Raw genomic sequence first — 15865 nt, 5'->3', positions numbered from 1 at the left:
GTCGTGCTCGGGTGTCATCGACCGACCCCATCTCCTCGAAGGCGTCACGCAGCGCGCGGATCGCATAGTAGGCACGGGACTTGACGGTGCCCTCTGGCAGTGCCAGGCGGACTGCCGCCTCGCGTACCGACCTTCCCTCGTAGTACAGCTCTTGGACGACAGCCCGATGCGCGGGCGAAATACGACCCAGCGCCTCCGCGACCACCCACTCCTCGATGGCCTGGCTCACGTCGTCGACAGCGGGGGCGACCGCCACGACCTCGCCGCCGTCGTCGACGAGTGACGGCCGTCGCCGCTCGGCCCGCCAGGCGTCGGTGATGACGTTTCTGGCGATCGTGAACAGGTACGAGCGAACTCCCTCGGGCCGAAGCGACACGTTGCGGGATCGCACGCCGCTGGGCCAGCCCTGACCGCGCAAAGTGAGCAGCAGCTCACCGGTGCCGACCTCGCCGCGGTCATGGCCGGTCGGTGACCCCACATCGACCAGTCCTGATCCGGTCCTGACAAGCTTTCGGACGTTCTGCCCCTACTTGCCGAGGAGCGCCGGCGATGCAGGAACCGACATCGGAGCCCGACGGTACGGACCGGACCAGGCCGGTCTGCGGGAACGAGTCCGGTGGCGAGCCGGCGGTGTCCCGTCCGGCCGGTGATCCTCCGGGTGGGCCGTCCTCGGCTGAGGTGGAAGATCCGCGTCAGGACCTGTCCTCGCCGCCGGGGACCGACGACGAGACGGGGCGCGGCGGCTACCTGCATCCATCCGAGGGGTATCCGCTCGGCGAGGACGAGCGCGCCCAGCCGTCGGTCGTCCCGCCAGCGAGCCCGGGGCCGGATGCGTCCGATCCTGTCGGCGGGGCCGCCGTGGGCCCGGGATCGGGTCCCAGCCGGCGCCGTAACGTTCTGCTTGTGGTGGCGGCCTGCGTGGCCGCTCTGATCATCGCGGTTCCGGTGGTCGTCTGGACCTCGTCGGGGTCGAACGGTTCGGGGTCGAACGGTTCGGGGTCGGCGGGTGGAAATCTCCGTGACGCGGACGGGGAGATCGTGGAGGGGCCGAAGGGGGTCCGTCCGGAACAGGACACGGCGGGATCCGCGTCCCAGCAAGTCGGCGTGGCAGGCAGCTCCGTGGCACCGGTCACCCCGGAGGCCGGCGGGGAACCGTCGAGGCAGGTGCCCACCTCGGGTCCCGGTGGTTCGGGGTCCAAGCCCGACGGTTCGGGGTCGCTCGCGCCCGCCGACGCGCCCGCGCCGACGGTTCCGCCCGCGTCCCAGGGTGCGCGGGCCCCCGCGCCTCCGGCCGCGCCGGCTCCCGCTCCGGCACCTGCGCCTACGTCCGCACCCGCACCCGCACCCGCACCCGCACCGAATCCGAATCCGTACTCGGCGACGCAGGTGTGTGGGTCGGGGTATTCGCAGATCGACCGGCATTCTCTGGCGGGTGACACGGCGGTGATCTATCTGCTGTACAACGGTAGTCGGAACTGTGTGGTGACCTTGAAGTCGGGGTCGGGTGTGGGGGTGGCCGAGTCGATGGGTGCGTGGGTGCAGGTGGAAGGTAGTTCGGCGCGGCAGTCTGATTCGGGCAGTTTTCAGTACTACGCGGGGCCGGTGTACGTATACGCGCCGGGGAAGTGTGTGAAGTGGGGCGGTAGTTACGCTGGCTCGTCCTGGGAGAGCGGCTGGGAGCACTGCGACTGAGACCGCCACGGCCGGGACTGCAGGCCGACTGGACCCGGACCCATCCGGCCGGCCTGACCGGACCGCACCCGGTCGTCACAGCCCGATGAGCCGGGCGATCTCACGCATCTGATGGCGAATGTACGTCTCCCTGGCCTCGACGAGGGTGTTCAGCCGGCCGAAGAGCTCGAAGTTCACCGCGCCGAACAGGTGAATCCAACCGATGACGCCCCGCGCCAGCATGGATACGGGCAGCTCGGGGTTCACCCGGCCGTTCGTCCTCGACTCGACCGCCACCATCGCCGTCTTCGRGCGCACCCCGAGGCCGGTCGACGAGGCGCTCTGCGAGGCGGCGCGGCACCTGCGCTGCTGAGGGCAGCACGCGAAGTCGGGGGGCAACGCCCGCGGATGGCGTGAGCCCCGATCGTGATGTTGGGGTCGCCGGTTGCAGACGGTGGCTCTTTGGAGGGCTTCGCCCCCTGTCTATGGGCGGCGTGAACGGAACGGCCGAGGGTGCGATTCAGTCGTGACAGGCGGTGTCGTAGGCGGCGAGTCCGTCGGTGCCGAGGACGTCTGCGTACCCTTCCGGCGCGTGCAGGTAGGAGTCGACTTCGGCGGAGCCGATCAGGGCGGCAAGCCGACCGCCGAGGTCGACAGGATCGGGGCGCAGATCCTCGCACAGCCGCAGGTGCAGTGCGGCGAGAGGCTCGCCGATCTCGCCCGGTTCGGTCTCGTACACGTCCCATGCGTCATGGAGATAGCCAGCCAGCCGATCCCAGACCCTGACCGCCTCCTCGACGACGTCGAGGAACTCGGCGGTCGGCGGCCGGACCGCGACAATCTCCAGTTCCGCCAGCATCGCTCGGCCCGCTTCGACCAGATGGTGCAGATCCCATCGCGGATTGCTGTCCGGGATCGCGCCGGCCTCCCGCACAAGCCGGCGAACCCGCACCAGTTCCGCGGGATCCGCCGGGTCGAGCCGGCCGGCCTGTCTCAGCAGCCTGGCCGCGAACAGCCGGTCCTCGAGAGCCCGAGCCGCGACGAACTGAATCAGCTCGGCCCGGGTAAGAGCCGCCCCGCGGCCTCCTCAAGGAGGCGTTCCTCCAAGGACAGCTCGAGGATCGGTATCACCTGCCGAAAGCGACCTGGCGTCGAGCCTGAAAGAACTGCGGCGTTCAGGGCGAGGTCCAAGCCTCAGCACCACAGCCGGTGCGTGGACGTCGCCCGTAGGCGTCGGATCGAGCGCGGCCGGATCGGGTTCCGGTGGGGCGGTTCTGCTTGGCGCATTCACAGATCCGCGCGGTTCAGGCGGTCGAGGAGGCTGGGTTTGCGTGCATGATCCTGCCGGAGGGCCGCGCAGCGTAGGGCGAACTCGTCCAACCGGAAACTGCGTTGAGCCAGAATCCGCAGGTCGGTGAGGAGCGCGACGGCGGCGGCGTACCCGGCGGGCTTGCGCTCGGCGATCAGCGCCTCGACGTCGGCCCAGGTGGCTTCTTCGTCGTGGGCGAGTTCGTCCAGCCGTCACTCATAGGCGAGCGCCCTGGCTCGTTCGCGGCGGGCTTCCTCCTCGTCCCGCTCCGCGACCTGGCGGCTCTGCCGTTCGGCGCGCCTGTGCGCCACCCCGTCGAGAAGTTCGGCCACCGTGCGCCGCGGCGGATCAGCGGCGACGCTCGGGGCCGTTTCGTCGTGGAACCGGCGCAGCATCTCCATCCGCACGGCTGCGGCCTCGTCCTGGACGACGCGCAGGAGCAGCCTGTCCCTCTCCGCGGTGGACAGCATCGCCACCCAGGCCGCAAGGTGCGTGGGGTCGTCGACGGTCCTGCCCAGCGGCGGGCTTACCTCGGCCGCGACCGCGAGCAGGTCGTCATCGAGGCGGAGAAAGTCGGCCAGCTCGCGCTGCGGCGCGGTGAGCGCGCCCAGCCCTGCGGGGACCGGCGGCTCGAGTTCATCGTCCTCGTCACGGTCGAAGGCGTGTTCGTCGCGTTCCCAGGAGCCGTACCCAGCCAGCCACGCCAGATACAGCGCACGATGGTCACCGGCGGCGAGCTCGCCCCGGACGCCGACGATGACGGACAGCGAGCCCTGCGGCTCGTAGTCCCAGTCGCCGGAGTCGTCCTCGCTCGTCAGGGCGAGGACGAGATGCCTGCCCGCGGTCCAGGCCATGACGTGGTCACCGACACAGTACGGCTCGGCCGCATCCAGATCGAGCAGGCTGCGCGGCAGGCGGAACATGATGCGCCGCGTTCCCCAGTTGGCCAGGTAGAGGTGCGCGTCGTAGTAGCGCTCCATCAGCCGGTCCGGATCGCCGCGGAAGTCGCCCCAGTGGTACTCGTTGACGAAACTGCTGGCGGTGATCCGCGCGCGGGTGGACAGCGCGCGAATCTCGGCCTGCGCCCGCGCGTCGAGCGGCCGGTCGAGGGCGAGAAACTCGTAGTACTGGTACTGGCTCACTGCCAGTCCCGCGGGTTGGCGTGGGAGAACGGTGTCGCGCGGAACGCCGAGTCGTCGCCCCTGTGGATGAACAGGTGCCCGGTGAGCACGTCGCCGTCGCCCAGCACGGCCCAGCCGCGCCCACTGATCTCATCGCCTTCGTCGTCGCCGTCCCAGCTGAACTCGACGAGGGGCCGGCCGTCGCGCGTGCCCCAACGACAGTCCATCCAGCCGCGAACGGCGATGAACCCGAACTCGCCGGTCCCGTCCTGGTCGACCTCGATGTACCCGGGGCCGACGAGGTCGATGGCATCCTGGTCCCACAGGTCCATCTCCACGATCCGCCACCGCCCGGTCAGACGCTTCATCCGATCCTCCGCCCTCGCCGTGGTCGCTCTGTCCGGACTGGTCCGGCAGCCGCTCGCTGTTCTGCAAGCACTCGGGTGGAAGGCCGGGCACGCATGAGTGCCGTGGCATGAGGAACGAACATGGAACAGCCGCAGGAACATCGTCGCGATTACATCGACCCGCGAAGATCTACCAGCAGGCCGCGGACCACAGCATAGACAATGATCGTCGGCGGAGAGAATTCGGCGTCCCGAGCACAGCGCTCCCACAGATCCGTCACACAGGGCGACCACCGCGCGCCAGATCCCACCATGGGCGCGACCGCAGGCGCCACTCAGATCGGGGCACCGGTGGTGCATTCAACCGGTCGATACCCGGGCGCAAGAACATTGCCAAGCTCGAACAGGGACGTCAGCCCGGCCACGATTCCCGTGCGGGCCCCTCAAGACCGTCGACCCGTATCGTCGGGCCCGCGACCTGCAAGTTCAGGTTCGCATTAATGCTGGCTGGGTGCACAAATCAGTCCTCTGACCTGCGACGATGCCGAGCAAGATCGGCCAGGTGCGGACCCAAACCCGCTCTGGCGCCTGATGAGTACCACGTTCCACCTCCACACCCTGCCGGGCACCCACGTACCCCGTGACCTGCGATTTCAGAGCAGGGACCAGCCAGCCATCCGGCGCACAGCGCTCTGGGACCTGATAACTTGCGTCGCTCGGCCAACTGGCTATGACGCTGGAAGGAGTGTCCGCCCGTCGTCGGACACTCCTATACCAGCTCGTGAGTAGGCCGGCTGCCCGCAGGCGGGGCTGCGGCTACGGGCCCGGGGTGGTGACGGCCTGCGTGATCGGGGCCAGCAGCGCGGCGGCGCGGTCGACGGCGGCCGGGCCAAGCACATCCCACACCGGGCTCGCGAGGCGATCCGTCGTCGCCTCCAACTCGTCGGCAGCGGCCAGGGAGGCCGCGGTCGGCGCGTCCTCGGCGTCGAGCCAGCCACGGGCCCGCAGCCGGTCGGCCGCGGCCGTCCACTCGTCCTCGGTCCAGCCCCGGATCCGCTGGTAGAAGGCGCGGTCAGGGCCGCCCCGGCTGGTCCGCCAGACGAGACTCTCCAGGCCGTCGACACCGGCGGTGACCAGCGCGGCGACGTGCCCATCGCCACGGTGCTCCCGCAGGATGGTGGCCGCCTGCCAGACGGTGCCGAGCGGGTCGTCGGGCCAGGGCAGTGCGGCGTTCGCGGCGCCCAGCACCCGGCCGGCGACCGATACCCGCTCGGCCGCCGAGCGCAGCAGCGTGGCCAGTTCAGTCAGCTCGTCCGCGTCGGTCGCCGCGACAAGCGGAGCAAGTGCCGCGCGGGCGCCGTCGAGCCGGACGGCCAGCGCCTTCTCCGGGGGGATCCTGGTCCAGACCTCCGGCAGCGCCCTGGCCACCATCACGGGCGAGTACCCGAAGAAGGCCGCGACGACCGGCCCGGCCTCGACCGCCCCCAGCGGTGCCGTCCGGCCGGCGAAGTAGGCCCGCCACGGGCTGCGCAGCTCGGCGTCCGCCCACACCGCCAGACTGGCCGGCGCGGAGAAGCTGACCGCGTGTACCGGTTCGAACAACTGCCACATTCTCCGCGCCACGTTCATCTCGGCCATGGGCCAACACAATCCCGCCCGTCAGGGCGGGGTCAAGAAGTGTGATGCCGGCCCGGGCCCCTCCCGGCCGGCATCACACGGAGTTCAGGACGGGTCCGGTCTCAGAACTTGGCATGGTGCGCCGGTGTCCGCGCCGGCCGGTCGCACGGGGCCGACGGTCATCACGCGATGACGCCCCGTTGTGTCGGCCGGGTGCCCGACACCCTGCCCCGGACAGCGATCTTCTGGCCACACCAAGGGCGACGGAGCCTCTCACCGCCAACCAGGAAACCAGGAAACCAGACTGATGTTCTGGTGGTTTCCCCAGCGTGCCGGCGGCGGCCCGCGCGTATGTTCGGCTCTGTCGTTCAGTTTACGGTCCGCCTCGCGCCGAATTTTCCACATCACGGCATAGCGTTCAGGACGTAACCGGTTTTCCAGTCCATCCAGGGAGCCAGTTGTGACAATCGCGCGGCGAATCGTCGATGTTGACCGGGGGCGGCATGGTATGACGCGCTCGGGTTTCTGGTGGCGTGCCTCGCGCGTGGAGCAGGGGCGTCACCCGCGTGAGGGAAGCGACGGGAGAGCACGGGGGCTGGGTGCGGCGGGCCGCGGTGACAACATTGACGTTCCCATTCGGCCGCTTACTCCGATGGACGCACTCATACTCGGATACCAGCGAGCATTCCCGAAGACGCCGCTGGCGGTCGGCTGCCTGTTGGTCGCCGACGGCCCCGTGCCAGGAGTCCAGGCGTTGCGCGAGCTTGTCGCGGACCGGGCGCACGACTTTCCTCCGCTGACCCATCGGATCGCCTCGGCCGGGCGGGGCCGGCCGGTCTGGGTGGCGGACCCCGATTTCGACCCAGCCCGGCACGTTCACGAGTACCGGCTCCCCGCAGAGTCGGGGCTCGCTGGACTGCGCGAGGCGGTGGGGCGGCTGTCAGCGGTCGAGATCTCGTTGGACGCTCCGCCGTGGCAGCTCTGGTTGCTCCACGGCCCCCGCCGCGACGGCTTCACCCTGCTGTACCGCGCCAGCCACGTGTGGATAGACGGGACGGCACTGAACGTGGTGCTGGAAAAGCTGTTCGGCCTGTCCGACCCAGGATCGGAGCGCGAACCTCTGCGGGTGTCGCGGGATCGCCGGCCCGGCCCCCGAGCCGTCTGTCGGGCCGCCGCTCACTCACTCGGATGGCTTACCCGGACGTCCACGATCGGCCCGCTCTCGGCGGCACCCACGGGATACCCGCACCACACCTGGCTGGAGGTGGACTTGGCCAGGCTACGGGCGATCAGCCGCGCCTACGAGGTGACCGTGAACGACGTCTTCCTGGCCGCGCTCGCCGGTGCTCTGCGTGCCTGGCCCCGCCCCGGCTCCGATCGGCCCGGCCGGCTCCGGGGCCAGATGCACGCCGCGATGCCGGTCAGTACCCGCCGTGCGGCCGAGCGGGACCACATGAGCAACTACCTGACCACCGTACGGATCACGCTGCCTTACGGTGAGGCGTTGGTCCACCGGCGCGTGGAGGCGATCCACCGGCAGACCGTCCGACACAAGCGGGGCGGGACTCCGGGCGTCGCGGAACGTCTCTTCCTCTGGACGATTCCCGCGCCGTTGCGACCGGCCGTGCTGTCCACCGGGATCATGTCCCACGTCTTCGCGCTGACCGCGTCCAACCCGGGCGGACTGTCCGGTCCGCTTGAGATCCTCGGTCGACGAGTCACCGCCGCCGTGCCCACCCCTCCGCTCCCCGCAGGCCAACGCCTGGCGGTCCTGCTCGGCGGGCTCGACGGGCAGGCGTGCATCGGTTTCACGATGGACGGGTCGGTGCGGGACGGGGCGCGGCTGCCGGAACTCGTCGAGGCCGAACTGGACGCGCTCGAGGCAGCGGCCGGCCTCCGCCACGGCCCGGTCCGGAGCCCGGCCGAGACCACGTGTTCGGCTGATCTCGTGGCGACGATGCCGATGGACTCGTCCGTCGCGGACCTCGCCGACACACGGGTTCGGTGCAGGTCGATCCCTTCCAGGGCCGCCCGATCGTCCAGCGGCCCGGATACCCCGACCGGCACGGTCAGCGCCAGCAGCTCCAGTCGCTTGTACAGCTCCTCGCGCGCCGCGGCCTCGCCACACGTCCCGGGGAGGTTTACCAGCCAGACCAGCCCACTCCCGACATGACACACCGAAGTTGATCATCTTTGTGTGGGACGCGGTCCAGGGCCTTCCGCCGGCACACCCGTCACCTACCAGGCGAGACCGTTGGGGTTGCCCCTGTTCACAGCCGTTGGGAGACGACAGGTCTGCCCGGAGCCGAGGTCGACACGGTAGTAGTCGGCGCCGGCGTCGCTGACCATCAGCAGCTGCCCGCTGGGGTCGAGTGCCAGTGAGCTGGCGTTCCAGCCTGTGGTGAGCGAGTGGTCATGGCTCAGCTCCAGCAGGACGCGCAGTTGACGCCCGGTGGCTGCGTCGAGCTCGATGACGCGTTTCGTCAGGTACGGATTCTGACCGCGCCGGGTGACCACGGCGTAGACGCGGGTGCTGTTCGCGGTGAGACCCGTCGTGCCCGCGACCATGCCGTCGAGGGCAAGGCGGCTCCCGTCCGGTGACACCGCGAACGCGGTGAACCGCGGTTCCCCGCGGGGGTTGATCGGGGTGAGCGATTCCACCTTTCCGTCCGCGCTGACGACCAGCGCAGCCAACCTGATCCTGGCTACAGGGAACCGTCAGAGTAACGATCACGGAGGGCCTACGCGCGGGAACGGTCTCGGACGACTCGTCACTCATCGTGCGGAAAATCCAAGGGTCACCGCGGTAGCCGACCTGTCACCATATGCCCGTCCTGCCGCCTGTAACACCCTTGCGCGGCATCCGCGACCTTGAAATAAATGTCATTCTTTAGTCTCTCGCCCGGTCGTCTCGCCGGGCGCCGGCGTCCCACTCGGGCCATAGTTACCTGTAGCGATGGAATGCGCCCGCCAGGTCGTCGATGCTGGAACGAAAGCCGGCGGAGTTGAGGCCAGCGGTGAGTCGGACCGGCGGGGATCGCGATCAGTACTGCGGGCCCGAAGAACGGAAGGAGCGGAAGGCGATGAGAGCAGTCGTGTGGCACGGCGTGGGCGACATCCGCCTTGACACCGTCACCGAACCGAAGATCGAACAGCCGACCGATGCCGTCGTTCGCATCACCACCGCGGCGATCTGTGGCACGGATCTTCATTTCGTCCGGGGCACAGTACCGGGGATGAAGCCGGGCCTCATCATCGGGCACGAAGGGGTCGGCGTGGTCGAAGAGGTCGGCCGGAGCGTCCGCAACTTCAGGCGCGGCGATCGGGTGCTGCTGTCCGCCGTCCTCGGGTGCGGCTCCTGCACCTACTGCCGCAGCGGCTATTTCGCCCAATGCGACGACATCAACCCGTACGGCCGCAGGACCGGATCCGCCTTCTACGGCGCTCCGAGGGACAATGGCTCGTTCGACGGGTTGCAGGCCGAGTACGCCCGCGTACCCTACGCCCACACCAATCTGTTCCGGCTGCCAGACTCGATCTCCGATGATCAGGCGATCCCGCTGTCGGACATCTACCCCACCGGATACTTCGGCGCGGTCATCGCGGAAGTATCGGATGGCGACGTGGTGGCGGTCTGGGGCTGCGGGCCGGTGGGACAGTTCGCCGTTCTGTCCTCATTCCAGCGCGGCGCCGCGCGGGTGATCGCGATCGATGGTCACGCCGACCGACTCGACCGTGCCCAGGCGCTCGGAGCCGAGGTGGTCAACTTCAACGAAGAGGACCCTGTCGAGGCAATCCTGGATCTGACACGCGGTATCGGTCCCGACCGGGCCATCGACGCCGTGGGGGTGGACGCGGAAAGCCCGAAGTCCGGCCCCGCCGCCGCCCGCGCCCGCGAACAGGACGATCAGCACCGCGAGGAACTGCGTCAGATCGCCCCCGAGACTCACGCGCACAACGGACACTGGAAGCCTGGCGACGCGCCGACGCAGGCCCACTCCTGGGCAGTCGAGAGCCTGGCCAAGGCAGGCACGCTGGGCATCATCGGGGTATATCCGCCGACCGACAGGTTCTTCCCGATCGGCACCGCGATGAACAAGAACCTCACCATCAACATGGGAAACGGCAACCATCCGCGGTACATCCCGAAGCTGCTGGAAATGGTGGAGTCGGGAGTGGTGCACCCACAGAAAATGGTCACCCAGCATGAGCCGATGCGGGACGTGCTCGCCGCCTACGAGGAGTTCGACCTGCGCCGTCCTGGCTGGCTCAAGGTGGCCCTGGACCTGACCAGCTAACACGGAAAAGCCGCCGCCACGGGTATGAAAACGGCCGGCGCCGATCGGCGGTGCCCACGGCGCTTCCAAGGCGGCGCTGGAGCTGCTCACCCGGTCCTGTCGTCGCTTTCCTGGCGACACCGGTCAGCTCCTGTCAGCCTCGTCGAGAAACTGCACCCGTGGTGGACCGTGTGTACCAGCATACGAACCAGACGATGTTGGTCGAAGGCCCCGAAATCGCTGTCCGCCCGGTAGCCGCACGGCAGCCGACCAGGGGCGATGCCCGATAGCCGCCGGGATGGGCGCCGTCGCTCGCGCGTCGAACGTGCGTTCCGTTTCTTGGGCAGGTGGCCCGTCCTGCCCCCTTGCCTCGGCGCCCGCGATGCGCCTCCAGTCTGGGTGTCGGTCTTGGTCGCGCGTCTGATCATGCAGGCTTTCGCCGTTCCAAGGATGTCGCGTCAGTCCGCTCGTGGCGACCCCGCCTTGTTCGGCAGGGTGACCGCGGGGAGCTGCGGTGAATGCTGTGAGAGGTCGCCAGGGTGACGCGGCTGGAGGCGGTCAGGGCAGTGGCACGGTGCGCGGCACCACTGTGACGGTGTTGGTGACGGGACTGTGCTTCCTGTGGGCGTGGCTAGGGACGGCTGACAGGCGTCGGCCTGGCTTCGCCCAGCCTCGCGGCGGCCGGTGTTCGCCACACGGCTGGCGGATCCGACGGGCAGACGTCATGATCAGCGGCGTACTGTGGGCACGTGGATCCGTTGTGTGCCTTCCGGACCGTCGACGATGCTGCCGCCGTGGCGGCCGACATGGTCACGGCCGGGTCCCGCCTGCAGGACATCTGGCGGCACGCGGTTATCCAACTGCTCGACGACTACACCAGCGTGCTGCGCCACCAAGGCCTTGAGGCAGCGCAGGCGATGTGGGCTGACCGCCCTCGGCAGTCCGGCGATCGTCGGGTGGACGCGGCGTTTGCCGCGCTCGGCGAGTATCTGGCCCGCCGCGACGGCTGGCACGCGTCTCCGTGGGTGCGCGACCCGGCACTGGAGGCGGTGCCCTGGTGGTTTGTCACCGCGTTCAGGGGCCTGCATCCCCAGGCGCTGATCGAGTCCCCGCTGTCGTTCCGCAAACGCGGCGTTTTCATCACCAACGGCGCGCTCCAGCGGGCGTGACATGACCAGCCCGGGTCTCAGCCGTGAGTCGATCACGAGCCTGCTCCAGGAGCTCAACGAAGAACTCGGCCGGCGCGGCGCCAAGGCCGACCTGTTCCTTGTCGGCGGCGCTGCACTCACGCTCGTCTACGACGCAACTCGCTCCACCCGCGACCTTGATGCCGTCTTCCTACCGACCGACGTCGTCCGCGCGGCGGCCTCCGCGCTCGCCGAGCGCCACGCGCTTGCGGCCGACTGGCTCAACGACGCGGTGAAGGGCTTCCTACCTGGCCCAGATCCGGGCGCGACCAGGCGCGCGGCTGGTACCAGGACATGCGGACGCTCGCGGACGAGCTGCGCTCATATCTGCCGACGCGCACCCGAGGCGGCAATCCGCCGGCCTGACCCACGCACCACCGACCGCGCGCCGTCCACAGCACCGGAATCCAGTCCGGCGAAGCCGACACCCATTCAGAAAGGGATCGACAGGCAACACCTTCGACATCGGCGGCGCGGACGACTACTGCGGGGTCGTCCCGAACAGCCTCAGCGACGTTAGCGAGATGTTCCCTGGTGCGACGGCCAGCGGAAACGCCTGCGCCGCCGTCCCCAGCGACCAGGTGCCGGCCGGCAGTTGGATCGTCGAGGAGAGCTTCTCCCTTGACGACAACCGGGTGTTCTTCGCCCTCGCGTAGCGACCGCGAGAATCTCGCCCGCGCCCGGCGGCCACCGCCTTTTCATCTGGTTGGAGGAGCAGGAGCGCTCGCTGCGCAGCTCCGACAAACGCAGCCCTCGACATGCCCCCAGGATGGTGGCGTGGTGCGGCGTCGGGGCCTCGGCCGAGGGAGTCGCCGGGCCGACGGCGGGTCCGATGACAGTGGCGAGCCTCGCTGTCGAGGTCGGTGGCGCGGCGACCCGAAGACAGCACGCCGGATGCCAGATGAACTTGTGCCCGGCGTTGACAGCACCGCCGGGGCCGGCACGTTCGAGGAGCCCGGCATTGTACGAACCGGCTTCCCGTGCCCGCTGACCTGCACCTATAGAAGATCTCCACGCACCCAGTCTGATAGCTACAACCTATTTACCCAGGTCGGCGGCCCACTACGGAGCGTGGTGGGCCGTCCGGGGCTCGAACCCGGACGCACCCACCCATGCGGGCGGCATCACCCTAAGCGGCCGGACACCCACCGTTCCCTTCCGGTAACTGCCTAGCAGGGCGGTCGACGATTCAGCCGGCCTCGAGAAGGTCCTGGAGCTCGGTGAGGGCGGTCCGCAGATGTCCGGCGAAGGAGTGCATCTGCTCAGCCACCACGCTCGGGGTGCTCAGGTAGACGTTGAAGCGGTCCGGCAGCAGCACGTAGGCGATCCCGATGCACCTGTTACTGGTTGATCCGAATCCGAAGTACTGGATGTGGGTGGACGGAGCCGAGCTCGTGCTCAGGTAGTCGTCCCGGGTGACCAGCCAGCCGGGGGTGTCGAACAGGTCGAGGTGCTCGGTGATCCCCAGTTCCTCGCCGCGACGGGCCTGGATGAACTGGAGTTCCCAGAGGTGCTGCTCCGGGGCCCGTCCCGCCTGGCAGTCCCGCGCTCGCGTGACGTGGGCGTCGGCCGCGGCCCGCAGCGCGGCCAGTCGGGTGGCGGCGTCGGCGGCCGGGTCGTCCATCACCCGGACGAACGCCTGGATCTCCGGCGTGATGACCCGCATCGCCTCTGTGCGACCGCGCCGGTACTGCCGGGTCGCGATCGACTCGTAGGTGGCGCCGACCAGGCCCTTCGAGCGGTTGTGCGCCAGCTGGTAGGCGAGCTGGACGAACGCGTCCGGCGAGATCCGCAGGCTCTTCGCCCGGTTGGACCCGAAGTCGTCGAACGACAGCGTGGCCGTGGCCGTGGCGGCGGCGTATGCGCTGAACGCGTCACCTGCGGCAAGCACGTCCGCGCGCAGGTCGTCGTCCAGCGTGAACGTGACCGGCCGGACGGCGGGCACGCCCTGGGAGCGGGCGCCCGACCGGGCCGAGTGCTCGGCCGCCGGAGCGCCGAGCATGTCGTCGACCAGGCTCAGCACGGTCGTCCCGTCCAGGCCGCAGTGCTCGATGTTGATACCGGCGCTGCCGTCCGCGAAGACGATGAGGGACACCGACTTGTCGAACCAGYGGTTGCCGCAGTCGCCGTGGAGAAGGTTGTCGCACGCTTCCTTGGCATCGGCGGGCGTGAGGTCGTCGAGGCAGAGGCAGAACAGCGCGGTCTCGACGGTGTCGAGGGCAGTCGCGTTGCCCGGGTCGCAGGCGAGCAGCGATTCACGGCTCGTAGCCCAGGCCGCGCGTGCCTTGGTGGTGAGCCGGCCGACCGACGTCTCCGGGGCGGCGCGCTCCGCCCCCGCCTTCAGGATCGCGTCCAGGCCGCTCTCGAGATCGTCGAGCGTGTGCGGATGCCCCTCGGGGCCCACCACGTCCATCCGGAACAGGTGGCCGCGGTGGAGGACGACGATGTGGCGTGCGGTGGAGGGACCCGGTGACGGCTCGCTGTACGGGGTGCGGACGGTGTCCTGCACCTGCCCGGGGATACGGGTCGTCGAGAACAGGAACCGGTTCTGGTCCATCGACAGCGCCTGGCCGCGCTGGATGATCGGCTCGATCGCCTCCGCGTCGAGGCGCAGCTTGTAGTCCAGCGCCGAGGCGATCAGCCCCGCGGCCCGGGCTGTCTGACCGGCGTCGGACTCCTCGAAGAGGAAGATGAAGTTCGCGTTGAGGGCGATGCGGTCACGCCGCCCCAGGTAGCGCGAGGCCCAGAAGGCGTCGAGCCAGCTGTGCACGCCGGGGGTGGCGTCGTAGCGCTCCAGCTCGGCGTGCAGGGCACGGCCCGGACCGCCTGGGCGGGCGAACGCGGCGAGCGCCGTCTCGGTGGCTGCCAGCTCGTCCGGGGTCAGCAACGGTGAGCACCACTGCAGGAACCGGGCGCAGGTGTCGTCCAGAGTGGGCAGCGGCACCCGCGGGAGCCGGTCGTCGTTGACGAACGTACCGGTGTTCGACCATTGCGGCCCGGCCTCGGATGCCACGGGGCTCGGCTGCCGGAGGCCAGCTGCCGTGGCCTCGGGCGCGTCGCTGCTCGGTGACGGGGCGTTCGGCGTCATTCGTGACCTCGGGGGGCGTGGGACGGGTGGCCCGACGGCCGTCGGGCTCCTGCTGATGACGGAGCTGGCGCCGGGGATGTCGATACCGGAGTGCCGGTACTCGCGATACTCGCGGCAGAAGTGCTGGCGGTAGCCGCGACGGAGGCGGAGGCGGTAGTCGCGGCCGAGGCGCTGGCGGCGTGTGCGGCGAAGCTGCCGCGGGGGCGTGACACGTACAGCTGGGCGTACATCCAACCGTCGCTCTCCAGGCCGTGCGGGTCGATGCCCACCGTGGCGAGACTGTCCAGCACGAGCTGCTGTTCCTGCGCCGAGGCGAATCTGCGCTGGCGGAACATGCGGTCGAGCCTGACGGTCTCGTATCCCCTCTCCGCGAGGCTCRCCCCGATGGCGACGAACGGGAACATCCGCAGTACGAAGTGCGCCATCCACGGTCGCTTTCCGTCAGCCGCCTCGATGGCGTCGAGAACCCGGGAGATGGTTCGTTCGCCAACATAGCCGAGACAGCCGGTCGAGATGACGAGATCGGTGCCGGCGAGCTGCCGTCGCTGCCGTTCGGTGGGATCCGCGGCCTCCAGGTCGGCGTGCACGGCATCGTCGAGAAAGCCTGCCGCGAGAGCGTAGGAGAGGGCCTCGTTCGACACGTCGAGACCCACGAACACCGCGCCGGTCGGCAGGGAGCCACCCGAACGCCCGTTGGAGCTCAGAGGCCCGGAAGTGGGTGGCGGGGACACTCTGGTGGAACGGACAAGTTCGCGGTCGCGGGCCAGCAGCTCGTCACGGGTGTAGCCGTGGGCCTCGGGTGCACCGTAGCGCTCGTACAGGTGCTCGAGGGTAACCCCGCAGCGCAGCAGTGCCGCGTTGATCCCGTAGGACGAACCGATGTCGAGGATCTTCAGCGGCGACGGGTGACGTCCGGGAGGATCGCCGGGCATCGGGCGGCCTGATGCCCGGTAGTCGGCCACGGTCTCGACGAAGTACGGCCTGGCGATTTGGGGGACCTGATAGGCGAGCGTACGCAGCGTCGTGAAATATGCCCGTGGATCAGGCTGGTCGTAGATGTGATCCAGTGAGACTTTGCCAGTGGCATCGAAATGCACAGGTCAGACTCCTGCAGGTCATGGTCGGGACCGGACTCGCCCTCGCGAGGCCGGCTCTGGGATACCAGTTCCCATGAACGCGGACCAGCCGATCAGCACGCCGACGCCGCGCCGGCGGGTCGAGGGCCATGGGCGTGGTCGGCCTGCGCGA

At 69.4% G+C, this 15865-nt stretch carries 14 protein-coding genes; 5 read left to right on the top strand and 9 right to left on the bottom strand.

All coding sequences use genetic code 11. The features are described 5' to 3' along the window. From BBK14_RS12595 to BBK14_RS12570, 6 genes are all read right to left on the bottom strand, one after another. On the bottom strand, positions 1 to 478 hold a 478-nt coding region (locus BBK14_RS12595), incomplete at its 3' end, for a sigma-70 family RNA polymerase sigma factor (RefSeq protein WP_198541249.1). A 1289-nt stretch (positions 479 to 1767) separates the two neighbouring features. After that, complete coding sequence (locus tag BBK14_RS37770; protein ID WP_131802260.1) at positions 1768 to 1971, bottom strand: hypothetical protein; 204 nt, start codon at positions 1969 to 1971, stop codon at positions 1768 to 1770. Between the two features lie 220 nt (positions 1972 to 2191). After that, a complete protein-coding gene (locus BBK14_RS12585) occupies positions 2192 to 2623 on the bottom strand; it encodes a hypothetical protein (protein WP_131802258.1) in 432 nt (143 codons plus the stop codon). Positions 2624 to 3192: 569 nt separating this feature from the next. Further along, entirely contained in the window at positions 3193 to 4122 is a 930-nt protein-coding gene (locus BBK14_RS12580) for a hypothetical protein (protein ID WP_241831435.1), read from the bottom strand. Beyond that, complete coding sequence (locus BBK14_RS12575; protein WP_071062169.1) at positions 4119 to 4469, bottom strand: hypothetical protein; 351 nt, start codon at positions 4467 to 4469, stop codon at positions 4119 to 4121. The genes BBK14_RS12580 and BBK14_RS12575 overlap by 4 nt, the downstream gene beginning before the upstream one ends. A gap of 795 nt (positions 4470 to 5264) precedes the next feature. Continuing rightward, positions 5265 to 6086: an SCO6745 family protein gene (locus tag BBK14_RS12570; protein WP_083390891.1), complete on the bottom strand. Its 822-nt coding sequence runs from the start codon at positions 6084 to 6086 to the stop codon at positions 5265 to 5267. A gap of 631 nt (positions 6087 to 6717) precedes the next feature. Here BBK14_RS12570 and BBK14_RS12565 point away from each other — a divergent pair. Beyond that, complete coding sequence (locus BBK14_RS12565; RefSeq protein WP_241831434.1) at positions 6718 to 8238, top strand: wax ester/triacylglycerol synthase domain-containing protein; 1521 nt, start codon at positions 6718 to 6720, stop codon at positions 8236 to 8238. A 65-nt stretch (positions 8239 to 8303) separates the two neighbouring features. Here the strand turns inward: BBK14_RS12565 and BBK14_RS12560 are convergent, their stop codons facing one another. Beyond that, the gene (locus BBK14_RS12560) at positions 8304 to 8759 is read right to left on the bottom strand and encodes a hypothetical protein (protein WP_071062167.1); all 456 of its coding nucleotides are present in this window, start codon (positions 8757 to 8759) and stop codon (positions 8304 to 8306) included. Between the two features lie 413 nt (positions 8760 to 9172). On the opposite strand from BBK14_RS12560, the gene BBK14_RS12555 reads away from it, so the two are divergent. The 4 genes from BBK14_RS12555 to BBK14_RS41270 all read left to right on the top strand — a co-directional run bounded on the left by BBK14_RS12555 (position 9173) and on the right by BBK14_RS41270 (position 12185). Next, entirely contained in the window at positions 9173 to 10363 is a 1191-nt protein-coding gene (locus BBK14_RS12555; protein ID WP_241831433.1) for an alcohol dehydrogenase catalytic domain-containing protein, read from the top strand. Positions 10364 to 11091: 728 nt separating this feature from the next. Continuing rightward, on the top strand, positions 11092 to 11511 hold the full coding sequence (locus BBK14_RS12550; protein WP_241831432.1) for a hypothetical protein: 420 nt from the start codon (positions 11092 to 11094) through the stop codon (positions 11509 to 11511). 1 nt (position 11512) lies between these two features. Then, the gene (locus tag BBK14_RS39955) at positions 11513 to 12049 is read left to right on the top strand and encodes a DUF6036 family nucleotidyltransferase (RefSeq protein ID WP_241831431.1); all 537 of its coding nucleotides are present in this window, start codon (positions 11513 to 11515) and stop codon (positions 12047 to 12049) included. Positions 12050 to 12053: 4 nt separating this feature from the next. Continuing rightward, positions 12054 to 12185 carry a hypothetical protein gene (locus BBK14_RS41270; RefSeq protein ID WP_275078477.1) on the top strand — a complete coding sequence of 44 codons (132 nt, stop codon included), beginning with the start codon at positions 12054 to 12056 and terminating at the stop codon, positions 12183 to 12185. A 533-nt stretch (positions 12186 to 12718) separates the two neighbouring features. On the opposite strand, the gene BBK14_RS12545 is transcribed toward BBK14_RS41270, so the two are convergent. Both BBK14_RS12545 and BBK14_RS12540 read right to left on the bottom strand, forming a co-directional pair. Continuing rightward, complete coding sequence (locus tag BBK14_RS12545; protein WP_083390890.1) at positions 12719 to 14617, bottom strand: choline/carnitine O-acyltransferase; 1899 nt, start codon at positions 14615 to 14617, stop codon at positions 12719 to 12721. Beyond that, positions 14614 to 15714 carry a methyltransferase type 12 gene (locus BBK14_RS12540; RefSeq protein ID WP_071062163.1) on the bottom strand — a complete coding sequence of 367 codons (1101 nt, stop codon included), beginning with the start codon at positions 15712 to 15714 and terminating at the stop codon, positions 14614 to 14616. The genes BBK14_RS12545 and BBK14_RS12540 overlap by 4 nt, the downstream gene beginning before the upstream one ends. Between the last annotated feature and the right edge of the window lie 151 nt (positions 15715 to 15865).

The sequence above is a fragment of the Parafrankia soli genome (assembly GCF_001854695.1).
Classification (GTDB): domain Bacteria; phylum Actinomycetota; class Actinomycetes; order Frankiales; family Frankiaceae; genus Parafrankia; species Parafrankia soli.
Note: the sequence above shows the minus strand (reverse complement) of the source record. Positions and strands in the feature narration are given on the sequence as shown.